Source organism: Bartonella sp. AP72JLCBS, assembly GCF_042195705.1.
Lineage (GTDB): Bacteria > Pseudomonadota > Alphaproteobacteria > Rhizobiales > Rhizobiaceae > Bartonella.
Window position 1 is genome coordinate 19,986 of record NZ_JBHIOU010000015.1, and the last position, 18,166, is coordinate 38,151.

The 18,166-nt window shown below is 38.3% G+C and carries 11 protein-coding genes and 3 pseudogenes; 7 read left to right on the forward strand and 7 right to left on the reverse strand.

Features of this window, described 5'->3' with window-relative positions:
- Positions 1-3: 3 nt before the first annotated feature.
- Both gcvH and gcvP read left to right on the forward strand, forming a co-directional pair.
- Entirely contained in the window at positions 4-372 is a 369-nt protein-coding gene (gene gcvH, locus ACFILO_RS07930; protein ID WP_375612294.1) for a glycine cleavage system protein GcvH, read from the forward strand.
- Between the two features lie 5 nt (positions 373-377).
- A complete protein-coding gene (gcvP, locus tag ACFILO_RS07935) occupies positions 378-3,173 on the forward strand; it encodes an aminomethyl-transferring glycine dehydrogenase (RefSeq protein WP_375678101.1) in 2,796 nt (931 codons plus the stop codon).
- Between the two features lie 1,530 nt (positions 3,174-4,703).
- Here gcvP and alr read toward each other — a convergent pair.
- Positions 4,704-5,819, reverse strand: a complete 1,116-nt coding sequence (gene alr / locus ACFILO_RS07940) for an alanine racemase (RefSeq protein ID WP_375678099.1) — start codon at positions 5,817-5,819, stop codon at positions 4,704-4,706.
- 806 nt (positions 5,820-6,625) lie between these two features.
- Here alr and ACFILO_RS07945 point away from each other — a divergent pair.
- Positions 6,626-7,453, forward strand: a complete 828-nt coding sequence (locus ACFILO_RS07945) for a ferredoxin--NADP reductase (protein WP_375612296.1) — start codon at positions 6,626-6,628, stop codon at positions 7,451-7,453.
- Between the two features lie 34 nt (positions 7,454-7,487).
- Positions 7,488-7,922, forward strand: a pseudogene (locus ACFILO_RS07950) (ferredoxin--NADP reductase); the annotation flags it as partial.
- On the opposite strand, the gene eda reads toward ACFILO_RS07950, so the two are convergent.
- Positions 7,901-8,566 (reverse strand): bifunctional 4-hydroxy-2-oxoglutarate aldolase/2-dehydro-3-deoxy-phosphogluconate aldolase, encoded by a 666-nt coding sequence (gene eda / locus ACFILO_RS07955; protein ID WP_375613637.1) that lies wholly within the window; start codon positions 8,564-8,566, stop codon positions 7,901-7,903. The pseudogene ACFILO_RS07950 and the gene eda sit on opposite strands and share 22 nt — an antisense overlap.
- A gap of 115 nt (positions 8,567-8,681) precedes the next feature.
- On the opposite strand from eda, the gene ACFILO_RS07960 reads away from it, so the two are divergent.
- The 3 genes from ACFILO_RS07960 (at position 8,682) to ACFILO_RS07970 (ending at position 13,089) form a co-directional block, all read left to right on the forward strand.
- The gene (locus ACFILO_RS07960) at positions 8,682-9,599 is read left to right on the forward strand and encodes a rhodanese-related sulfurtransferase (RefSeq protein WP_375678100.1); all 918 of its coding nucleotides are present in this window, start codon (positions 8,682-8,684) and stop codon (positions 9,597-9,599) included.
- A 1,696-nt stretch (positions 9,600-11,295) separates the two neighbouring features.
- Entirely contained in the window at positions 11,296-12,429 is a 1,134-nt protein-coding gene (locus tag ACFILO_RS07965) for a type III PLP-dependent enzyme (protein WP_375632522.1), read from the forward strand.
- 75 nt (positions 12,430-12,504) lie between these two features.
- Positions 12,505-13,089 (forward strand): GNAT family N-acetyltransferase, encoded by a 585-nt coding sequence (locus tag ACFILO_RS07970; protein ID WP_375653837.1) that lies wholly within the window; start codon positions 12,505-12,507, stop codon positions 13,087-13,089.
- Positions 13,090-14,157: 1,068 nt separating this feature from the next.
- Here ACFILO_RS07970 and ACFILO_RS07975 read toward each other — a convergent pair.
- The 5 genes and pseudogenes from ACFILO_RS07975 to ACFILO_RS07995 all read right to left on the reverse strand — a co-directional run bounded on the left by ACFILO_RS07975 (position 14,158) and on the right by ACFILO_RS07995 (position 17,881).
- Entirely contained in the window at positions 14,158-15,729 is a 1,572-nt protein-coding gene (locus ACFILO_RS07975) for a DHA2 family efflux MFS transporter permease subunit (RefSeq protein WP_375613634.1), read from the reverse strand.
- Positions 15,730-15,748: 19 nt separating this feature from the next.
- A complete protein-coding gene (locus tag ACFILO_RS07980; RefSeq protein ID WP_375632520.1) occupies positions 15,749-16,843 on the reverse strand; it encodes an HlyD family secretion protein in 1,095 nt (364 codons plus the stop codon).
- A gap of 173 nt (positions 16,844-17,016) precedes the next feature.
- Positions 17,017-17,160, reverse strand: a pseudogene (locus ACFILO_RS07985) (transcriptional repressor); the annotation flags it as partial.
- A pseudogene (locus ACFILO_RS07990) lies at positions 17,157-17,315 on the reverse strand (HlyD family secretion protein); the annotation flags it as partial. The pseudogenes ACFILO_RS07990 and ACFILO_RS07985, both read right to left, overlap by 4 nt.
- Before the next feature lie 173 nt (positions 17,316-17,488).
- On the reverse strand, positions 17,489-17,881 hold the full coding sequence (locus ACFILO_RS07995; RefSeq protein WP_375629863.1) for a Fur family transcriptional regulator: 393 nt from the start codon (positions 17,879-17,881) through the stop codon (positions 17,489-17,491).
- Positions 17,882-18,166: the final 285 nt, after the last annotated feature.

An 18,166-nucleotide genomic window follows, 5' to 3' on the forward strand; every position in this document is an offset into this window, starting at 1 on the left:
TTTATGTCTAAAACTTATTTTACACATGACCATGAATGGCTTAGCGTTGAAGGGCAGGTGGTGACTGTTGGGGTTACGCATTATGCGCAAGAGCAATTAGGGGATTTGGTTTTTGTTGATTTACCACAAAGTGGAACAAAACTTTCCAAAGGAGAGGCGGCGGCTGTTGTGGAATCAGTGAAGGCGGCTTCAGATGTTTATGCTCCTCTTGATGGTGAAGTGGTCGAAATAAATGAAGCCTTGGCTGATAATCCTGAACTGGTAAACCAGAAACCCGAAACAGAAGGCTGGTTATGGAAAATGACATTGCAGGATGAGACACAACTGGAGGGGTTGTTAGATAAAGATGCTTATAAGGCTTTGATTGGATGAGTACCATGATCGAGCGTTCTTTTTCTTCTCGACATATTGGGCTGCGTCCTGATGAAACACAAAAAATGCTTGATGTTTTAGAGCTTGATTGTGTTGAGACACTTATTTCTCAAGCTGTTCCACACTCTATCCATTTGGGACGTTCACTGAATCTTCCAGAGGCTGCTAGTGAAGGACAAGCCTTGGAAGAACTCTCCAAGATGATGGAGCGTAACCATGTGCACAAAAGTTTTATTGGGCAAGGATATCATGGAACTTATGTGCCTCCGGTTATTTTACGAAATCTGTTTGAAAATCCTGCTTGGTATACTGCTTATACGCCTTATCAAGCAGAAATTAGCCAAGGTCGTTTAGAGCTTTTATTTTATTTTCAGACATTGGTTAGTGAACTAACAGGTTTGCCTGTTTCTGCTGCTTCCCTTCTTGATGAAGCAACTGCTTTAGCTGAAGCCAATGCCCTTGCTGTTCGCTTTTTCCGTGAGAAAAAAACAAAAATTTCTCTTCAGAGTCTTTTACATCCTCAGACTTTGAGTGTTGCGCAAACGCGTGCTGAAACACAAGGGATTCAGATTAGCCAAAATGGCGAAATTGATCCTGATACAGCGGCAATTGTTTTGTCTTGGCCAGATACAAAAGGCTCTTTTCATGATTACAGTGAGATCATAAAAGAGGCAAAGGAAAAGGGAGCTTTAGTTATCGTTGTAGCTGATCCTTTAGCGCTTACTCTTCAGGAGCCACCTGCTCAATGGGGGGCAGATATCGTTGTTGGCACTATGCAGCGTTATGGCGTTCCGATGGGATTTGGTGGTCCACATGCTGGTTACCTTGCCGTGAGTGATGCGTTAACGCGTCTTATTCCAGGGCGTATTGTTGGTCAATCTGTGGATACCAAAGGACGCGTTGGTTTTCGTTTAGCTTTGCAAACACGTGAACAACATATTCGGCGCGATAAAGCGACGTCAAATATTTGTACAGCGCAGGCTTTGTTGGCTAATATGGCAACCGCTTATGCTGTTTGGCATGGGCCAAAAGGCTTACAAGAAATTGCGCAGCGAATTCATCATTTAACATGTCGTTTTGTTGCTGGTTTAGAAGCCGCAGGGGTTCATGTTGAAGGGAAAAGCTTTTTTGATTGTGTGAGTATTTCTGTTAAGGGAAAAGCGCGAGAAATTGCGCATCAAGCCAAAATAGGTGGGCGCCTTATTCGTGTTCTCGATGATGACACTATTGCAATCAATTTTGATGAATTATCAACAGAAGAAGATGCTGGTGCTTTAGCGCAGCTTTTGGGGGCACAACTCGTTGATAAGGTTTCTCCACGACTCTTTGGAAAAAAACGGGATGCTGCTTTTCTTTCTCAGCCTTTTTTTCATGCGGTTTATTCAGAGACAGATATGATGCGCTTTTTGCGTCGTTTAGCGGATAAGGATTTGGCGCTGGATCGCGCTATGATCCCTCTTGGTTCTTGTACAATGAAGCTTAATGCAGCTGCTGAATTGATGCCTGTGAGCTGGGCGAGCATGGCCAATATACACCCCTTTGTTTTACAAGAGGATGCAGCGGGTTATTTGGAGATGATCAACCAGTTAAATGCGTGGTTGTGTGAAATTACAGGATTTGCGCAAGTTTCTTTTCAGCCAAATTCTGGTGCTCAAGGGGAATATGCTGGTCTTTTGGCTATCCGACGATATTACCAATCACGGGGAGAACATCAACGTACAGTTTGTCTTATTCCTGCATCTGCGCATGGTACCAATCCAGCCTCGGCCCATATGGCAGGGATGGAAGTCGTTGTGGTAAAATGTTTAAGCGATGGTGATGTTGATGTAGACGATCTCAAGATGAAAGCGCAATTGCATAAAGATAAATTGGCCGCTCTCATGATTACTTATCCTTCAACCCATGGTGTTTATGAGGAAAGTATTAAGGAAATTTGTTCTATTATTCATGAAAATGGCGGACAAGTTTATTTTGATGGTGCTAATCTCAATGCCCTTGTGGGTCTTGCTCGTCCTGCGGATATTGGCGCTGATGTTTGTCATATGAATCTTCATAAAACATTTGCTATTCCTCATGGTGGTGGTGGTCCTGGTATGGGACCAATTGGAGTTGCAGCGCATCTCAAACCATTCTTACCAGGTCATGAACAGGATGGGACAACACATGCGGTTTCTGCTGCTCCTTATGGAAGTGCGTCTATTCTTGCAATTACATGGATGTATATTCGAATGATGGGGGCTGATGGCTTAAAATATGCAACACAAATAGCCATTTTAAATGCCAATTATATTGCTGCACGTCTTTCAGCTGCTTATTCCATTCTTTATCGGGGCAAGCATGGACGTGTTGCTCACGAATGTATTGTGGATACACGCGTGTTGAAAGAGCAGTATGGGGTGAGTGTTGATGATATTGCAAAACGTCTCATTGATTATGGATTCCATGCGCCTACGATGTCGTTCCCTGTTCCGGGAACTTTAATGATTGAGCCAACGGAATCAGAACCAAAAGCAGAGATTGATCGTTTTTGTGATGCTTTACTCTCTATTGCTGAAGAAGCGAAAAAAGTTGGGAATGGGGTTTGGCCAAAAGACAATAATCCATTGGTGAATGCCCCTCATACAGTGGCTGATACTTTAGATGATGCTTGGGTACGACCCTATTCGCGACAAGAAGCTGCTTTTCCCAACAGTTCTCTTGATCCAGCCAATAAATATTGGCCTCCTGTATCGCGTATTGATAATGTTGCGGGAGACAGAATGCTCATTTGTTCGTGCCCGCCATTGGGAAATACCTATTAAATAACAAATATGTATTTAATTTGTTTATTTGCATAAACAAAAAAAGCCCACACATTTTGTGTGGGTTTGTACTTGTTGATCATGTTACTATGGAATTATTTGTCTATTTTCTAGAATTTTGCATTGTTTTTTATAACATGAGCAAAATCGAAAAAGTCGACAAAAAGCTGTGTTTTGTCGGCAATAGGCATGCTCTCCTTTGTCTTCTACCGTATGACATGGTTTTAGTGACTAGTCGGCATCGGTCTAGCCAGCTAATTCATGTAAACGAGAGTGAAAACCTATGAGGATAGGGTCCCGTCTGTTGCATGTGTTGTGACATACTACTTCTCACTAAGGTGACGACGACTGGTTGTAGAAGAATAAAATCAATTTTAGTGTTTTTGATGATAAAGACACGCGAAACTCTGTTGTTGCATCTTTTCGAGTCAAGAATTGTCTAAATATTTCTCTTTAATCTGCTTTTTGTAAATATGACGAAAAAATATGTAAGAACACCTGTCAGAATGAGCAAACGCAAAGCCAAATGTATTATGTTTTTTTTTACAAGGTATCTTATAAAAGCCGGCACATCTTTCCACTTCATTGCAAGTCAGTTTGTGACTTTACGGCGTTGTTTTCCTAAGAGCTCGTGTGCTTTAGCTGTTGCCTGTAAATCAACATCCAAACTTAATGCAGCAACATGTCTTGAGCCAGAGATTGAGAAAAAAAGAGCTTTATGAGTAGTTCCTGCTTTTGTCTGTCAGATGAGGGCGGGGATTGCGTATTTCTGTTGACGTAATCTTTGAAACTGGAAGACAATCTTATTTTGGAAAATGTAAAGCCGTAAGGTGAAAATCAATCCTCAGTTTGTCATCTCCTCTTAATTCAGCTTTGCGGCTTTCAAAAGCATTTAAAGCAATATTTTTTTAATAATGGGGATTACACATTGCTCCATACTTTATATTTATTGTGTTCTTTAGTGGGGGAATGATCCTCATGTAAAACAGAACGCTCCAAAAAGAATATACTTGAGTTGTTAATTCACGTGTTTGTTTTAAAGAGACACTTCGCTCCTAATCCCATTTCGCGACGGCGCTCGTGAATGGTGTAAGGGTAAATCCATTGATTCCCCACTATCTTTACGCTTCATAACGGAGTAAGCTGGGCACTATCATACACTTTGCCAGCGCCTAATGTTATAGCTCTTGGCACTATGGTTCATAAGAGGCATTATTCTTTTCTTAAATCATTTTTATCTACACATAGTTCAGCTTGTGGTATGCAAGCGAATGATTTTAATTGGGAAATTAATTTTAAAAACTTTGTAGTAGATTCTTTTTTGTCAATTTATGGGAAAAGGCTAAGTTTTTGTATTTTAGGTGAAAGCTACTTCCATAAAACAGTCCATCAACTTGTCTGTTTTGAGATTTCTGTGAATGTACGGTGTCTATGACCATTCTGTGTGGTTGATTGTTGTAAAATCTTTTGTAAAAGCCCCTCAATTTTCTAAAATGATGATTTTTATCAATTTATTTTTTTAAAGAGTTTTTATGTGTAAATGTATTTATAGCGGGAGCCAAGAGATGTTAGAATTTCATTGGGAAGGGTATCGGCATCTATAGATACTTTTTCAACTGTTTGATGGGGACCAATGAGTTCTACCCAGTCACCAGTTTGAGGTTTTTGTTCAAGATCGGTCGTATCTACAATAATGGAATCCATAGAAACCCGCCCAACCATGGGAAGTTTGTGCCCGTTGAAATAAACAGTTCCTTTATTCGAAAGAGTACGGAGCCAGCCGTCTGCGTAGCCTATAGAAATGGTTGCAAGAGTGCTTGGTCTGTTGGTTATAAAGCTTTCTGCATAACCAACAGGTGCTCCTATATCAACAACGCGGCTTTGAATGACTTGGGCTTCAAGTTTTAAAACAGGTTTCAAAGGTGATGGGTGTTTTCCCCGCGGATCAACTCCGTAAAGTGCAATGCCTGGACGAACAAGATCAAAATAAAAATCTGATCCTAGAAAGATACCTCCAGAATTGGCAAAGGAAACTTTGCAAGCAGGCAATTGCGCAAGGATCGTTTTGAAAGAAGTCAATTGGGCATAATTTGATGGGTGGGTATCATCTTCTCCGTTAGAAAGATGACTAAGAATGTATTTTATTTCTGCTTTTTCGAAAATTGTAGGGTGTTTGATGAGTTTTTGTAATTCTTTTTGATCCAGTCCTAATCGGTTCATATGGGTATCGATTTGAACAATTGCTGGAAATTTTTTATCTTTTTTTTGACAAATTTTTTGCCAATTTTCAATGGCATTCCAAGAGTTTAGAACAGGAACAATACCAGATTGTGCGACAAACTCTTCTGCTAAGTGTGGAAGTCCATTCAGAATGGCAATTGTGACATTTGATGGTAAAATGCTTTTTAATTGGAGTGCTTCTCTGATTTGGGCGACAAAAAAAGTGCGACAACCAGCTTGATAAAGGGCAGGAGCAATTTTGTGAGCTCCTAATCCATAGGCATTTGCTTTTACAACTGCTGAACATTGTGTTGGAGCTACACGTTTGGCTAAAGTGATATAATTGGCAACAATGGCACTGACATCAATGGTTGCGACAGCTGTATAGAGTGATGTATTTATTTCATCATTAACGGAATTGTTCATTTTAAAAGCTTATCTGTGTTCGTGAAATACGGAGTTTTTTGGTTGTTTCATTGAGGTTCTTTACGATATAGGGGAAAGACACTATTTGCTATGGTCAAAATCATAAGAAGCTTATGCTGCCATTAAAGTCGTTTTTTATGTAAAATGGTACTCTGGATATAAGAGATAGTTTAGTTTTATTTGTGTTGTTATCAACATGGTATCTTCTAATGATTTGTAAAACATAGACTTTTTTACTTATTTTCCCTCGTTTAGGCATATAAAAAAATAAACATAGTTTATTGTATTGTATCATTTTGAAGAGTGCAATGTTAGACTATTATTGCTGGTGTGATTGTTGTGATTAAATATTGCATTGGCTTCTTATTTAGAGAAGGTAAAATGATTAAATTAACCACGTTAAGTCAATGTGTTACAAGTTTTCTACCATGAGGGGGAAGATCACTCATCTGTGCAATTTTGGATGTCGTCTCATGCACTTAAAATTATTTTTATTGAATGGAAAACAGTGTGTAAACACTTTTTGATACATTAAAACTGTTGATTTAGAAAACTCGTTGATTTGGATATTATTTGTTTTCAAGATGGATTGGGTATCCAGTATTTACTTTCTAGTCTTTGATTGGTTTTTAGTGAAATCAATTTTATCGTTTATAGAGTGCACTAGACTCATTTATTTAATTTTGACATAAAAGTGTTAACCTTGAGGCTTTTGTGTTGAGAAAATTGTTGGCAGATGGTTGTGCAAGTACTATATCACGTCAAGGATTCGAAATTTAACGTTCAATAAAGATATGGGGAAGAGTATGAATACGTCTGCTACCAATGTTCCGTCAAGCATCAGCAGCGTTGCAAATTTTCCGATTCCTGAGAATGTGTTCGCCCTTACTGTCCAAGAGGTTTGTCACTATACAGATCGGTTATTTAAATTCCGTCTGAATCGTCCGGAAAGTTTTCGTTTTCGTTCGGGTGAGTTTGTTATGATCGGTTTGCCAAATGCAGAAAAGCCGATTTATCGCGCTTATTCGATTGCAAGTCCCTTTTGGGATGAACAGCTTGAGTTTTTTTCGATAAAAGTTCCAGGGGGACCTTTAACCGAGCATCTCCAAAAAATTAAAATTGGTGATACAGTTCTCATGCGTAAAAAATCTACAGGAACGCTGGTGCTTGATGCTCTTATTCCTGGAAAACGTCTTTATCTTCTTTCAACTGGGACGGGGATTGCTCCTTTTGCAAGCCTTATTCGTGATCCTGAAACTTATGAAAAATTTGCAGAAGTTGTCCTTATTCAAACAACGCGCGAAAAAAATGAGTTAATTTATGCAAAAGATCTTGTTTCCTCTTTGCAACAAGATCCACTCATTGGAGAGTATGCACAACAGTTGAGATTTTATCCTATGACTACTCGTGAAGCTTCTGAGCATATGGGTCGTATTACAACTGTGATGGAAAGTGGGGACTTTTTTGAAACAACAGGCCTTCCTAAAATTCATCCTGATGAAGATCGGGTGATGATTTGTGGTTCCATGGCTATGTTAAAAGATTGCGCAAGGATGTGTGAAAGCTTTGGTCTTGTTGAAGGGGCCAATAATGCTCCTGCTACTTATGTTGTAGAGCGCGCTTTTGTGGAGTAATGAGTGGGAAAGTTGATGCTTTATCTTCTTTCAAACCGGTACGGTTTTTTTTTCTTTTGCAAGCTTTATTCGTGAGCCTGACATTTATGAAAAATTTTCAGAAGTTGTTCTTATTTAAATAACGCGCGAAAAGAATGAGTCAATTTGTGCAAAAGATCTTGTTTCCTTTTTGCAATAAGATCCACTCATTGTGGGGCATATGCACAACAGCTGAAATTTTATCCTATGACCACTCGTGAGCTTTCTGAGCATATGGGGCGTATTACGACTGTTATGGAGAGTGGGTGCTTTTTTGAAACAAGCGGCTTTGAAACAATAGAACTCGCAAAATTCATCCTAATGAAGATCGGGTGATGATTTATGGTTTTATGACGATGTTAAAAGATTGCGCAAGGATGTGTGAAAGCTTTGGTCTTGTTGAAGGGGCTGATATTCTTGCACATTACATTATATTGTAGAAAGAGCTTTTTTCGAGGGAGAGGGAAGTTGTGATGCGGTATATGCTAATGCAGTAATCGAATCCCAATCACTTATTGCAATGAGTTTTTGGGGCGCTATCCAAGAACCTCCAACGCAGAAGACATTGGGCAGTTGGAGCCATTGTGGTGCACTTTTTTGTGTAATACCGCCTGTTGGGCAAAACCGGATATCAGAGAAGGGAGATGCTAAAGCTTCGATGAAGGAAATACCCCCAGCAGCTTCAGCAGGGAAAAATTTAAGATATGAATAGCCTTTGTTTAATGCTTGCATGAGTTCACTTGGGGTCATTGCACCGGGAAGAAGGGGAATTTCACTATTTTTTGCACAATTGATTAGTTCATTGGATAATCCGGGGCTTACAATAAACTTGGCTCCAGCTTGTTCGGCTTTTTCGTAATGTGTTGTGTTGAGAATTGTGCCGGCTCCAACAATTGCTTCAGGGACTTCTTGTGTAATTTTCTGAATTGCTTTGAGGGCATTTGGTGTTCGCAAGGTGATCTCAATTGTTTTTAATCCACCTTTGACAAGAGCGCGTGTTAAGGGTACAGCACTTTGTAGATTGTCAATGAGTAAAACAGGTATAACAGTTTGTCCTTGGAGATATAATAAAAGCTTTTCTCTTTTTTGGCACATGATATTTTTTCTTCTTGGAGATGATATTATTTGTATCGTTTGATTAAGCACAATATGTTAAAGAGTACATGAATAAATCTTGAAATTGAATGAAACGCGCGTTATGGCAAAACACATGGAAAAGAATTTTAAAGTTGCTGCACTTTATTGCTTTGCAGATTTGAAGCATTATCATCAATTACAAAAACCTTTGCAGGATTTATGTCAAGCAAAGGATATCAAAGGCACTCTGCTTTTAGCACAAGAGGGCATTAATGGAACAGTTGCTGGTTCTTGTGATGCGATTGAGGCATTGGTGGGCTTTATTATGGCTGAGCCAGCGTTTCAAACGCCGGAGATTAAATATTCATGGGCATCAAAAGTGCCTTTTCATCGCATGAAAGTGCGGTTGAAAAAAGAGATTGTGACGATGGGGGTTGAAGGGGTTGATCCGCTAAAAGTTGTTGGTACTTATGTCGATCCTGAAGATTGGAATGCTCTTATTCAAGATGAAGAGACAATTTTAATCGATACACGGAATGACTATGAATATGCAATAGGGAGTTTTCAAGGAGCGATTGATCCGCAGATTAAAACATTTCGCGAATTTCCTGAATGGGTGCGTAAACATGAGGCTGAGTTAAAGAAAAAAAAGAAAATTGCCATGTTTTGTACAGGTGGTATTCGGTGTGAAAAATCAACAGCTTATGTTCGTGATCTTGGTTATGAGCAAGTCTACCATCTAAAAGGAGGTATTCTAAAATATTTAGAAAAAATTCCAAAAGAGAAAAGTTTATGGTGGGGTGAGTGTTTTGTTTTTGATGAGCGTGTTTCTGTTCAACATGGTCTTGAAGAATGTGGACGCGAATTATGTCGCGCGTGTCGTTCTCCTCTTAATGCTGAAAGCAAACTATCGCCTCATTATGAGGAAGGTGTTTCCTGTGATGCTTGTTATAACACGCGTAGTGAAGCCGATAGAGAGCGCTTTCGTGAGCGCCATAGGCAATTTCAATTGTTGAAGTTGCGTGCAATTGATTCTCATCAAGGGACATAAGGATATCGCAGTGTAGAGTTTTAAGTTGTAGCGTTTTTCTCTTAAATTTAAGAGAGAAGAGTTTTTTAATATTGGTAGAAAAATATTTTATAAGACCGGATATTATTCGGTCTTTTTGTTTATGTTAAATTATTTGACTTATAAATAGTCATTATAGATTGTTCGCTCTCTTTGACTTTATAGGATTGAGTTTTCAGATACTTTTCATTTTAAAATAGAAAAGCCGTTCACCAACAGCGCAGAGGAGGGAGATTATAGTTTAAGAGAAAAGCGTATGAATAAGATGTGATTAGTAAGAGGAGATGAAAAAGCAGATGCTAGGGGGAAAAAATAAAATGATAATAGGAGTTTATGATTTCAGAATTTAATATAATACATTAATTTATAATGATAATTTATTTTCATTTGAATAAAAGAGTTCAATATTGTGAACTTTGTTGCTTTCAGATTAGATGAGAACGAATCGCGTAAAATTCATTCACTTGTACGTTGCAAATGGGAGCAACGTGTGGACAAAAATCATTTTAGATAAGGTGTTATGAAACATTTCAATGTAGGAGTTTCTGCAATATTGGGAGTTGGCAGACAGAATGGGAGCGTTTGTTTTTAATTTCATAAGTATAAAGAGGGTGAGATGTAGTTGATCTATATCATACAAGCTATATTATACGGGGAATTCTTCATGATATTTTGCTTAAGCGATGCTGTGAAATGAATGTGGAAGTAGGGATGTTTTTTAGGATGTAAATGAGAAAGATAATGGTGTTTTGTTGGGGGAAGGACACGTTATCTTTAAAGACTATGGTGCTTCAGTCGTTACTATCCTCAGTCTTCAATGTTGGTCATCTTTGCATTTGAGAGGATATATAAGAGGTACTCCTTTTTTCAATTGTTTTTTATTTGTGATGCGCAAAAGAATGATTTTAATTGATTCATTGTAAGAGGGTTGAAATAAGAGGATTTTATAATGGGATTTTTGTTTAAGGGTACAATAATAAATTATCATTATAAATTAATGTTTTGAGTAATTTATTTGCGTTATTTTCTGCTGCAGATATTAGGAGATAGAATAGGGTAAAGAAACGAGGGGCTTTAAACGCAAGACAGTGATTTATGTTGTACGGATAATGTAAGGGTGTGATCTCATGAAAGCGGATGGATGGCTTTGTCTGGGGAGAGTGTTGTTTTTTCGCATCATTTTATCTTTAAGAATTAAAAAATGTTTAAAATTAAAAAAATGATTGAAATGAGAAAGAATTCGTTTTATAGGATGCCTTGCCCAAAGTCGCACGTGCCTGTGGGTGTCCGCTGGTTCTCAAATGGTGAGATTAACCGGTACGGTACCTGGAACTAACCGCTCCAGTCATTCTTACAGCCAATTGCAAGAATGAGGACATCTTGAAGCAACGACGGTGCGGGCCTTTCTGGTGTCTTCCAGTTTTTAAATGCTGGGATAACTATAGAGGCACACCTCATTGCCTTCAGTGCGGAAGTGGTTTTCTCAACTCCAATCAAAAAGGCATATAAAATAGAATAACGCGGTTTCGCGCTGTTCTTTCGCAGCATGCAATGCTAATTTCTGATTTTTTGTAATCAGAATGGGGATAGTTGTTGTGTGTTTTTTGTCCTTTAGCTTTTGGCAGCTTTGGCTGTCCAAGCATAGAGTGGGGGAGCTTTCCCTCAAGGAGAATTGCAGATGGCAACGCAACGTATTCGCGATTTTCTTGCAACACATCGTTCTGAAGGTCCATGCTTAATTGTTGACCTTGATGTTGTTCGTGATAACTATTTAAATTTTGAAAAAGCTCTGCCGCAGTCTCGTATTTTTTACGCAATAAAGGCAAATCCAGCTCCTGAAATCTTGTGTTTGCTAAGTTCTTTAGGATCTTCTTTTGATGCGGCTTCTGTTGCAGAAATTGAAATGGCTTTAAAAGCAGGAGCAACGCCAGAGCGTATTTCTTTTGGAAATACGATTAAAAAAGAGCGTGATATTGCACGAGCATATGCATTGGGAGTTTCACTTTATGCCGTTGATTGTGTTGAAGAAGTGGAAAAAATTGCGCGTGTTGCTCCAGGAGTACGTGTTTTTTGCCGTGTTCTTACCGATGGCAAAGGTGCAGAGTGGCCATTGTCACGCAAATTCGGTTGTGTTCCAGCTATGGCGGTTGATGTTCTAAGACGGGCACACCAATTGGGTTTGCAAGCCTACGGTGTTTCTTTTCATGTTGGATCTCAGCAGGTTGATTTGAGTGCGTGGGATCGTGCTTTATCGGATGCTTCTACAGTTTTTAAGCGCTTGGAACAAGAAGGCATTTCACTAAGGTTGGTGAATATGGGCGGCGGTTTTCCAACGCGTTATTTGAAAGATGTCCCTACAGAACAAGCTTATGGTACAGCAGTTTTTGATTCATTGAAAAAGCATTTTGGTAATCGTATCCCTGAGACGATTATTGAGCCAGGACGTGCGATGGTTGGCAATGCTGGTGTTATTCGTACAGAAGTTGTTCTAATATCTAAAAAAGCTGATAATGATAATGTACGATGGGTTTATCTTGATATTGGAAAATTTAATGGTCTTGCTGAGACTATGGATGAAGCCATTCGTTATCCTATTGAGACACCTCATGATGATAAGGTAATGGAGCCTTGTATTTTGGCGGGACCAACATGCGATTCGGCAGATGTTCTCTATGAAAAAACACCTTATCCGCTTCCTCTATCCCTAACGATAGGAGATGAAATATTGATTCATGGAACGGGTGCTTACACAACAACTTACGCATCGGTTGCTTTTAATGGTTTTGAGCCTTTACGATCATATGTGATCTGAGGTTTCCTTTTAACTATAGTTTTTTTAGACTTTTTGCTATGCTCGTCATGGCGCTATAAGAGGGCGGTTATAGAGATGAACATGATGAACTTTCAAACAAAAGATGGGGCATGTTTTACACTTTTATTGGAGCAAGAAGCCGATAAGCCTTATCGAGAAATTTTGCTTGATTCAACGATGGGGTATGGACGTAAACGTAAATCATCAGAGGCTTTACGTCGTGGACGGTTAGCTGCTCAAGGACTTTCTTTTGTGGTTAAAAATGCGCTTGGAGAGCTTGTGGGAAGTGTCCGTCTTTGGCATGTTTCTTTTTCTAAAAGAAAAAATAAAACACAACATGCTTTACTTTTAGGCCCCTTGGCTGTTGCATCTGAATGTGCTGGTATGGGAATAGGATCAATTTTAGTCCGCCATGCAATTGAAACAGCAAAAAAATTGGGATATGGCGCCATTTTGCTGGTAGGGGATTTTGAATTTTATCAACGTTTTGGCTTTTCAAATAGTTTAACAGAAAATTTGGCAATGCCTGGTCCTTACGAAAAGCATCGCTTTCAAGCGTTGGAACTGATACCACATTATCTTTCTGGGTGTTATGGCACTTTGGTTCCTAGTGGAGAACGAGAAGTTTCAAATCGTTTCCAGCATCATAAAGTGGCTTGAAGATATGTTTATTTTGTTTTTCAACAGCTGGTATTGAGGAGAGCATACTGTTTTGGCTAGAGCCAAAGTATTTAGCGGTACAAAGTTTTTGGGGAGTTGTATTGCGATTTTATTATATGGCTGGTTTCTTATTTTTGATAATTTCAGTTAAGTGAGTAGGAATATATTTTAAGCTCATTTTTTGAAATAGCGTCCTATTTTATAATATTAAAGGAACCGGATTTTTGAGTTGTCTTGTGTTCTTTTAAAGTCGCTATCATCATACAGTTTTCCAGTTTTCAATATCGTTGATAAATCTTGCATCGAAATGGTTGGATATTTTACTTTTTTCTTAAACAGTTTTTTTCTTTGCTTTTTATGTGCAAGGGAATGGTTTTGATTGATTCAATAGAGAGATATTTTGAGAAATTTTATACAATTTTAGCGCTTGTTGAAAGAGAAGGGGCTTAAGAAAGAAAAATATGCAGCAGTAGAATCAAAATTATAGGTATCAGCTTTTTTAAAAGAGTGTAAAAAAATAAAATTACATGTTCAAAAGCAGCTTTTTTGAAAAAAAGTATATCATTACTTTTTTGCTATAAAGGTAAATCGTTTTGCAATTGGCATGAGAGGATCAAATACAAAATGATTTTTTCATGTAAAATTTTGCATTCAGAATCAAAAAACGTTGCTCTACACATTATAAGGGAAATAGGTGTGTGAATAAAAATCACAAGAATCATAAATCTTTTATGAATATTCTTGTAAGAATCAAAAGAGTAAAGGGCAAAGAATCTTTTAATCTTTTGTGCCCTATGGTGATAAATCAGAAATCTTATAGAAATGGCTGCTTTATCTTTATGGTGTGGAGCACTTTAGATAAGCTCTTTGTTTACCGATCATCTAGAACAATTTTTGTATGCGAGAAGTTGTTTTTAAGTGCGGAAAGAGCCCGCATTAAAAGAATTTTTATCAGAAGAATCATTTAGAATCATATGCTTATTTATACTGTCTCTTGAGACAAGATAAAGTGCATAGGAAACGAGGAAAGTGATAAGGATAAAAAATATTTCTCAATTTTAATTAAGCTTAGTGATTTGGTGGTGAATCCATGAGAGGTGGTATTTTTTTGAGAAATATGGTCATAAATGTCAAAACACCAAAGATGATGGTTATGATAAAGAAAATATCACTAATAGCCATAATAGTTGCTTGTATGCGTACCATACCAAACAATTGAGAAAGAGCCAGAGTATAGGAATCAAAGGTTTCTGTTTTGAATAATACAGTAAGATTTGAAAGCATTTCAGTTGCTTGTCTGTTTGCGTAGTTAAGAGTTTCGGCTATTCGTTCATGATGGAAGTCTGTGCGTTTTGTTATGAGAGTGTTGATAATGGCAAGCCCTACAGCTCCACCTAGATTCCGGGTGAGATTAAAGAGTCCAGAAGCATTTTGCATCCGTTCTGGTGGGAGTGTTCCCAAGGCAATATTATTAATAGGAACCATACATAACATTACAGAAGCACCACGGAAAACTTGCGGCCAAAAAAGCTGCCAAAAATCCCAGTTATCTGTGATAGAGCTCGCCATCCAAATACCTATTGCAAAACCAAAAAGTCCTATTGCCATCATTAAACGTGCATCCATTCGTGCTGAAAGAAATCCAGCAAGCGGGGCAGTTAATAACATGACGAATCCTGAAAGAAACAATGTTTCTCCAATCATGAGAGCATCAAAGTGGCGGATTTGGCTTAAATAGACAGGATAAAGGTACGTGAGTCCATAAAGGCCTATTCCCAATGAAAAGGAAAAAATGGATGCAGCTGAAAAATTAAAATTAGAAAAAGTAGAGAGATCTACAATGGGTTCTTTTACTGTAAAAGCACGCCAGAAGAATAAGGCTGCAGCAAGAATCATGGTAATGAACAAATCCCGAATCAGCGTATCACTCAGCCAATCATGACGTGCTCCTTCTTCTAGAATATACTCTAAAGTTCCCAAGAAAGTAGCCATAGAAATGAATCCTAACCAATCAAACTTCTTCATTAAAGAGGGATCAGCTTTATCAAAATCAATTAATTTCCAAGCGAGAATTGAGATGATAATCCCGCAGGGTACATTGATGAGAAAGAGCCAATGCCATGATGAGAGATGACAAATATAGCCTCCCACGGTTGGACCAATGGTGGGGGCCAATGTTGCTACTAGTCCAACAATAGGGGTAACAATTGGGCGCTTGGAAGGAGGAAAAAGAACATAAGAGGCGACAAAAACGCTTGGGATAATTCCTCCACCAATAAAACCTTGTAGTGCGCGATACAAAATCATCTCTCCAATAGATGTTGCTGTTGCACAAAGAACAGAAGTAATCGTAAACCCGATCGCTGATATGGTGAAGAAAACACGTGTTGAAAGCAATCTTCCTAAAAATCCAGAAAGCGGCAACATGATGACTTCAGCGATGAGATAGGAAGTTTGAACCCATGAAATTTCTTCAGAGCTTGCTGTAAGACCCGCTTGAATTTCAGCTAAAGAAGAGGAAACGATTTGGATATCTAAGATTGCCATAAACATGCCAAAAGACATAGCTATAAAAACTACAATTTTGCGCATTCCTATGCGTTCTTGAGACTGTATGAGCTCTGGTATGGAAGATGTCATAGTAAGATCTTCTACTTTTTTATAAGAGACTTTTATCTTGTGGCTTTGTACGTGTATCAATTTTCACTGAAACACTCATTCCTGCTCGGATATGTCCGGTTTTTAAGACTTCTTCTGGAATAGAAATACGTACGGGAATGCGCTGGACAATCTTTGTAAAGTTACCGGTAGCATTTTGTGGAGGCAGAAGAGAAAAAACAGCGCCTGTTGCGGGCGAAATAGAAAGCACTGTTCCTGTAAAAACATCATTTTCGAAGGCATCAACAGAAATATAAGCTTTTTGTCCGGTATGAATGTCTTGTAGCTGTGTTTCTTTATAGTTTGCTTCAATATAAAGTGCATGTATGGGGACTAATGCCGCAAGACGTTGGCCATTTACAACAAAATCTCCCGTTTTTGCTGTTAAATTTCCTATAACTCCATCAAATGGCGCTCGTATAATGGTCGAATCAAGATCACGTTGTGCTTTTTTACGCGAGAGCTCTAAACTCTTTGTTTCGCTTTCTGTTTCACTTCGTTGCGCTTCTAGCACTCGGATATTTGCACGTGCTGAAGCCATTTTTGCATCCGCTCTGTTAACATTCGCAATGGCTTGTTCATAAGCGGATTTGGCATCATCAACATTGGATTGAGGAGCATAACGATTGGCTTTCAGTTCTGTTACACGTTTTAAGGTGAGTTGTGCATTGGTTGCTATGGCTGAAGCGGCTGCTTTTTGTGCTTTTGCATCATCTAAAGAACTACGAGCGGCTGTGATTTGCGCATCAATGCGTAGAAGTGTTTTTTTCTGTGTGTCAAGATGCGCTTCTGTTTGATCCAAGGCTATTTGATAATCACCATTGTCTAAGTAAAATAAAACATCGTCCTTTTTTACAACTTGGTTGGCTTTAATGGCAATTTTTTCAATATATCCATTTAATTTAGTCGCAATAGCGGCTATATCTCCTTGTACATAGGCATCTTCAGTGGACAGCATATAACGCCATTGCGTCGTCCACTTATAGCTAAACCAAAGTACAAAAAGCGCAAAGACGATAAGAAGAGCCTTGATTACTTTTTTTCGTTTCATTTTATCGAGATTTTTTGTTGAAAAAATGGTCTCAGATACGGACATGATTTTATACTTTCAATATTTATGTTCTAACGAGTACAATAAGCCTCTCACTCTAGGGTAGGGTGATATATGCACGGACCATAAAAGCTTTTCCAACAATAAGGCGATCCCTGCTACATAATGCTAAATATATAAACTTGCAAGTTAGAGATCTTATTGTCAAGTTAGATGTCTTATTTTATTGCGCATTTTTTACAAAGACCTCGTACTTCTAGGGCGCTTTTGTGTGCTTGGAAGTCAACCGCTTGAACCATCTGTTTTAAACTTGATACAATCATTTGATTTTGTATTTCGTGGACTGTGCCACAGTTTAGGCATCTTCAGTGGACAGCATATAACACCATTGCGTCGTCCACTTATAGCTAAACCAAAGTACAAAAAGCGCAAAGACGATAAGAAGAGCCTTGATTACTTTTTTTCGTTTCATTTTATCGAGATTTTTTGTTGAAAAAATGGTCTCAGATACGGACATGATTTTATACTTTCAATATTTATGTTCTAACGAGTACAATAAGCCTCTCACTCTAGGGTAGGGTGATATATGCACGGACCATAAAAGCTTTTCCAACAATAAGGCGATCCCTGCTACATAATGCTAAATATATAAACTTGCAAGTTAGAGATCTTATTGTCAAGTTAGATGTCTTATTTTATTGCGCATTTTTTACAAAGACCTCGTACTTCTAGGGTGCTTTTGTGTGCTTGGAAGTCAACCGCTTGAACCATCTGTTTTAAACTTGATACAATCGTTTGATCTTGTATTTCGTTGACTGTGCCACAGTTTTCGCAAATTATAAACGTTGTAAGTTCATGTTGACAGTTTTCAGGGTGTAAACAGACCATAAAGGCATTTACACTTTCAAGACGATGAATACACTTTAACTGTACGAGTTTTTCTAACGCACGATAAACTTGGAGAGGTGCGCGAAAACCTTCTTCGCGTAAGTGATTGAGAATCGCATAAGCACTTAAAGGCCCTTTTGCATTTTTTAAAGTATTTAAAACCAATGTTTGGTTACGCGTCAGTTTAGATGACATTGACATCTTCCTTTTGCTCCCATGGAAAAGCATAAAGCGTGTAAGATATTTATGCAATGGTGATTATATAATATGTACTCTATCTTTAGCCTTTTACATGACATCCTTGCGATATGTAAGAAAAGTTACAATCGTTGTGAGGGGAGGGTATTATAATCTGAAAGCCGCCGCTATCAGGCATGAAAGTTTTATACGCTTCTTATTTTGCCAATAATGTCTTGAAATAGGATTTTTTGTTCAATATTTTATTGGTAAAGTTTGGGTTATTTTATTTAAAAAAAAATA

Coding starts and splice junctions, on each gene's coding strand:
- ACFILO_RS07965 (WP_375632522.1), top strand. CDS start 11,296: ATGGCAACGCAACGTATTCGCGATTTTCTTGCAACACATCGTTCTGAA.
- ACFILO_RS07970 (WP_375653837.1), top strand. CDS start 12,505: ATGAACATGATGAACTTTCAAACAAAAGATGGGGCATGTTTTACACTT.
- eda (WP_375613637.1), bottom strand. CDS start 8,566: ATGTGCCAAAAAAGAGAAAAGCTTTTATTATATCTCCAAGGACAAACT.
- alr (WP_375678099.1), bottom strand. CDS start 5,819: ATGAACAATTCCGTTAATGATGAAATAAATACATCACTCTATACAGCT.
- ACFILO_RS07960 (WP_375678100.1), top strand. CDS start 8,682: ATGGAAAAGAATTTTAAAGTTGCTGCACTTTATTGCTTTGCAGATTTG.
- ACFILO_RS07945 (WP_375612296.1), top strand. CDS start 6,626: ATGAATACGTCTGCTACCAATGTTCCGTCAAGCATCAGCAGCGTTGCA.
- gcvP (WP_375678101.1), top strand. CDS start 378: ATGATCGAGCGTTCTTTTTCTTCTCGACATATTGGGCTGCGTCCTGAT.
- ACFILO_RS07980 (WP_375632520.1), bottom strand. CDS start 16,843: ATGTCCGTATCTGAGACCATTTTTTCAACAAAAAATCTCGATAAAATG.
- ACFILO_RS07975 (WP_375613634.1), bottom strand. CDS start 15,729: ATGACATCTTCCATACCAGAGCTCATACAGTCTCAAGAACGCATAGGA.
- gcvH (WP_375612294.1), top strand. CDS start 4: ATGTCTAAAACTTATTTTACACATGACCATGAATGGCTTAGCGTTGAA.
- ACFILO_RS07995 (WP_375629863.1), bottom strand. CDS start 17,881: ATGTCATCTAAACTGACGCGTAACCAAACATTGGTTTTAAATACTTTA.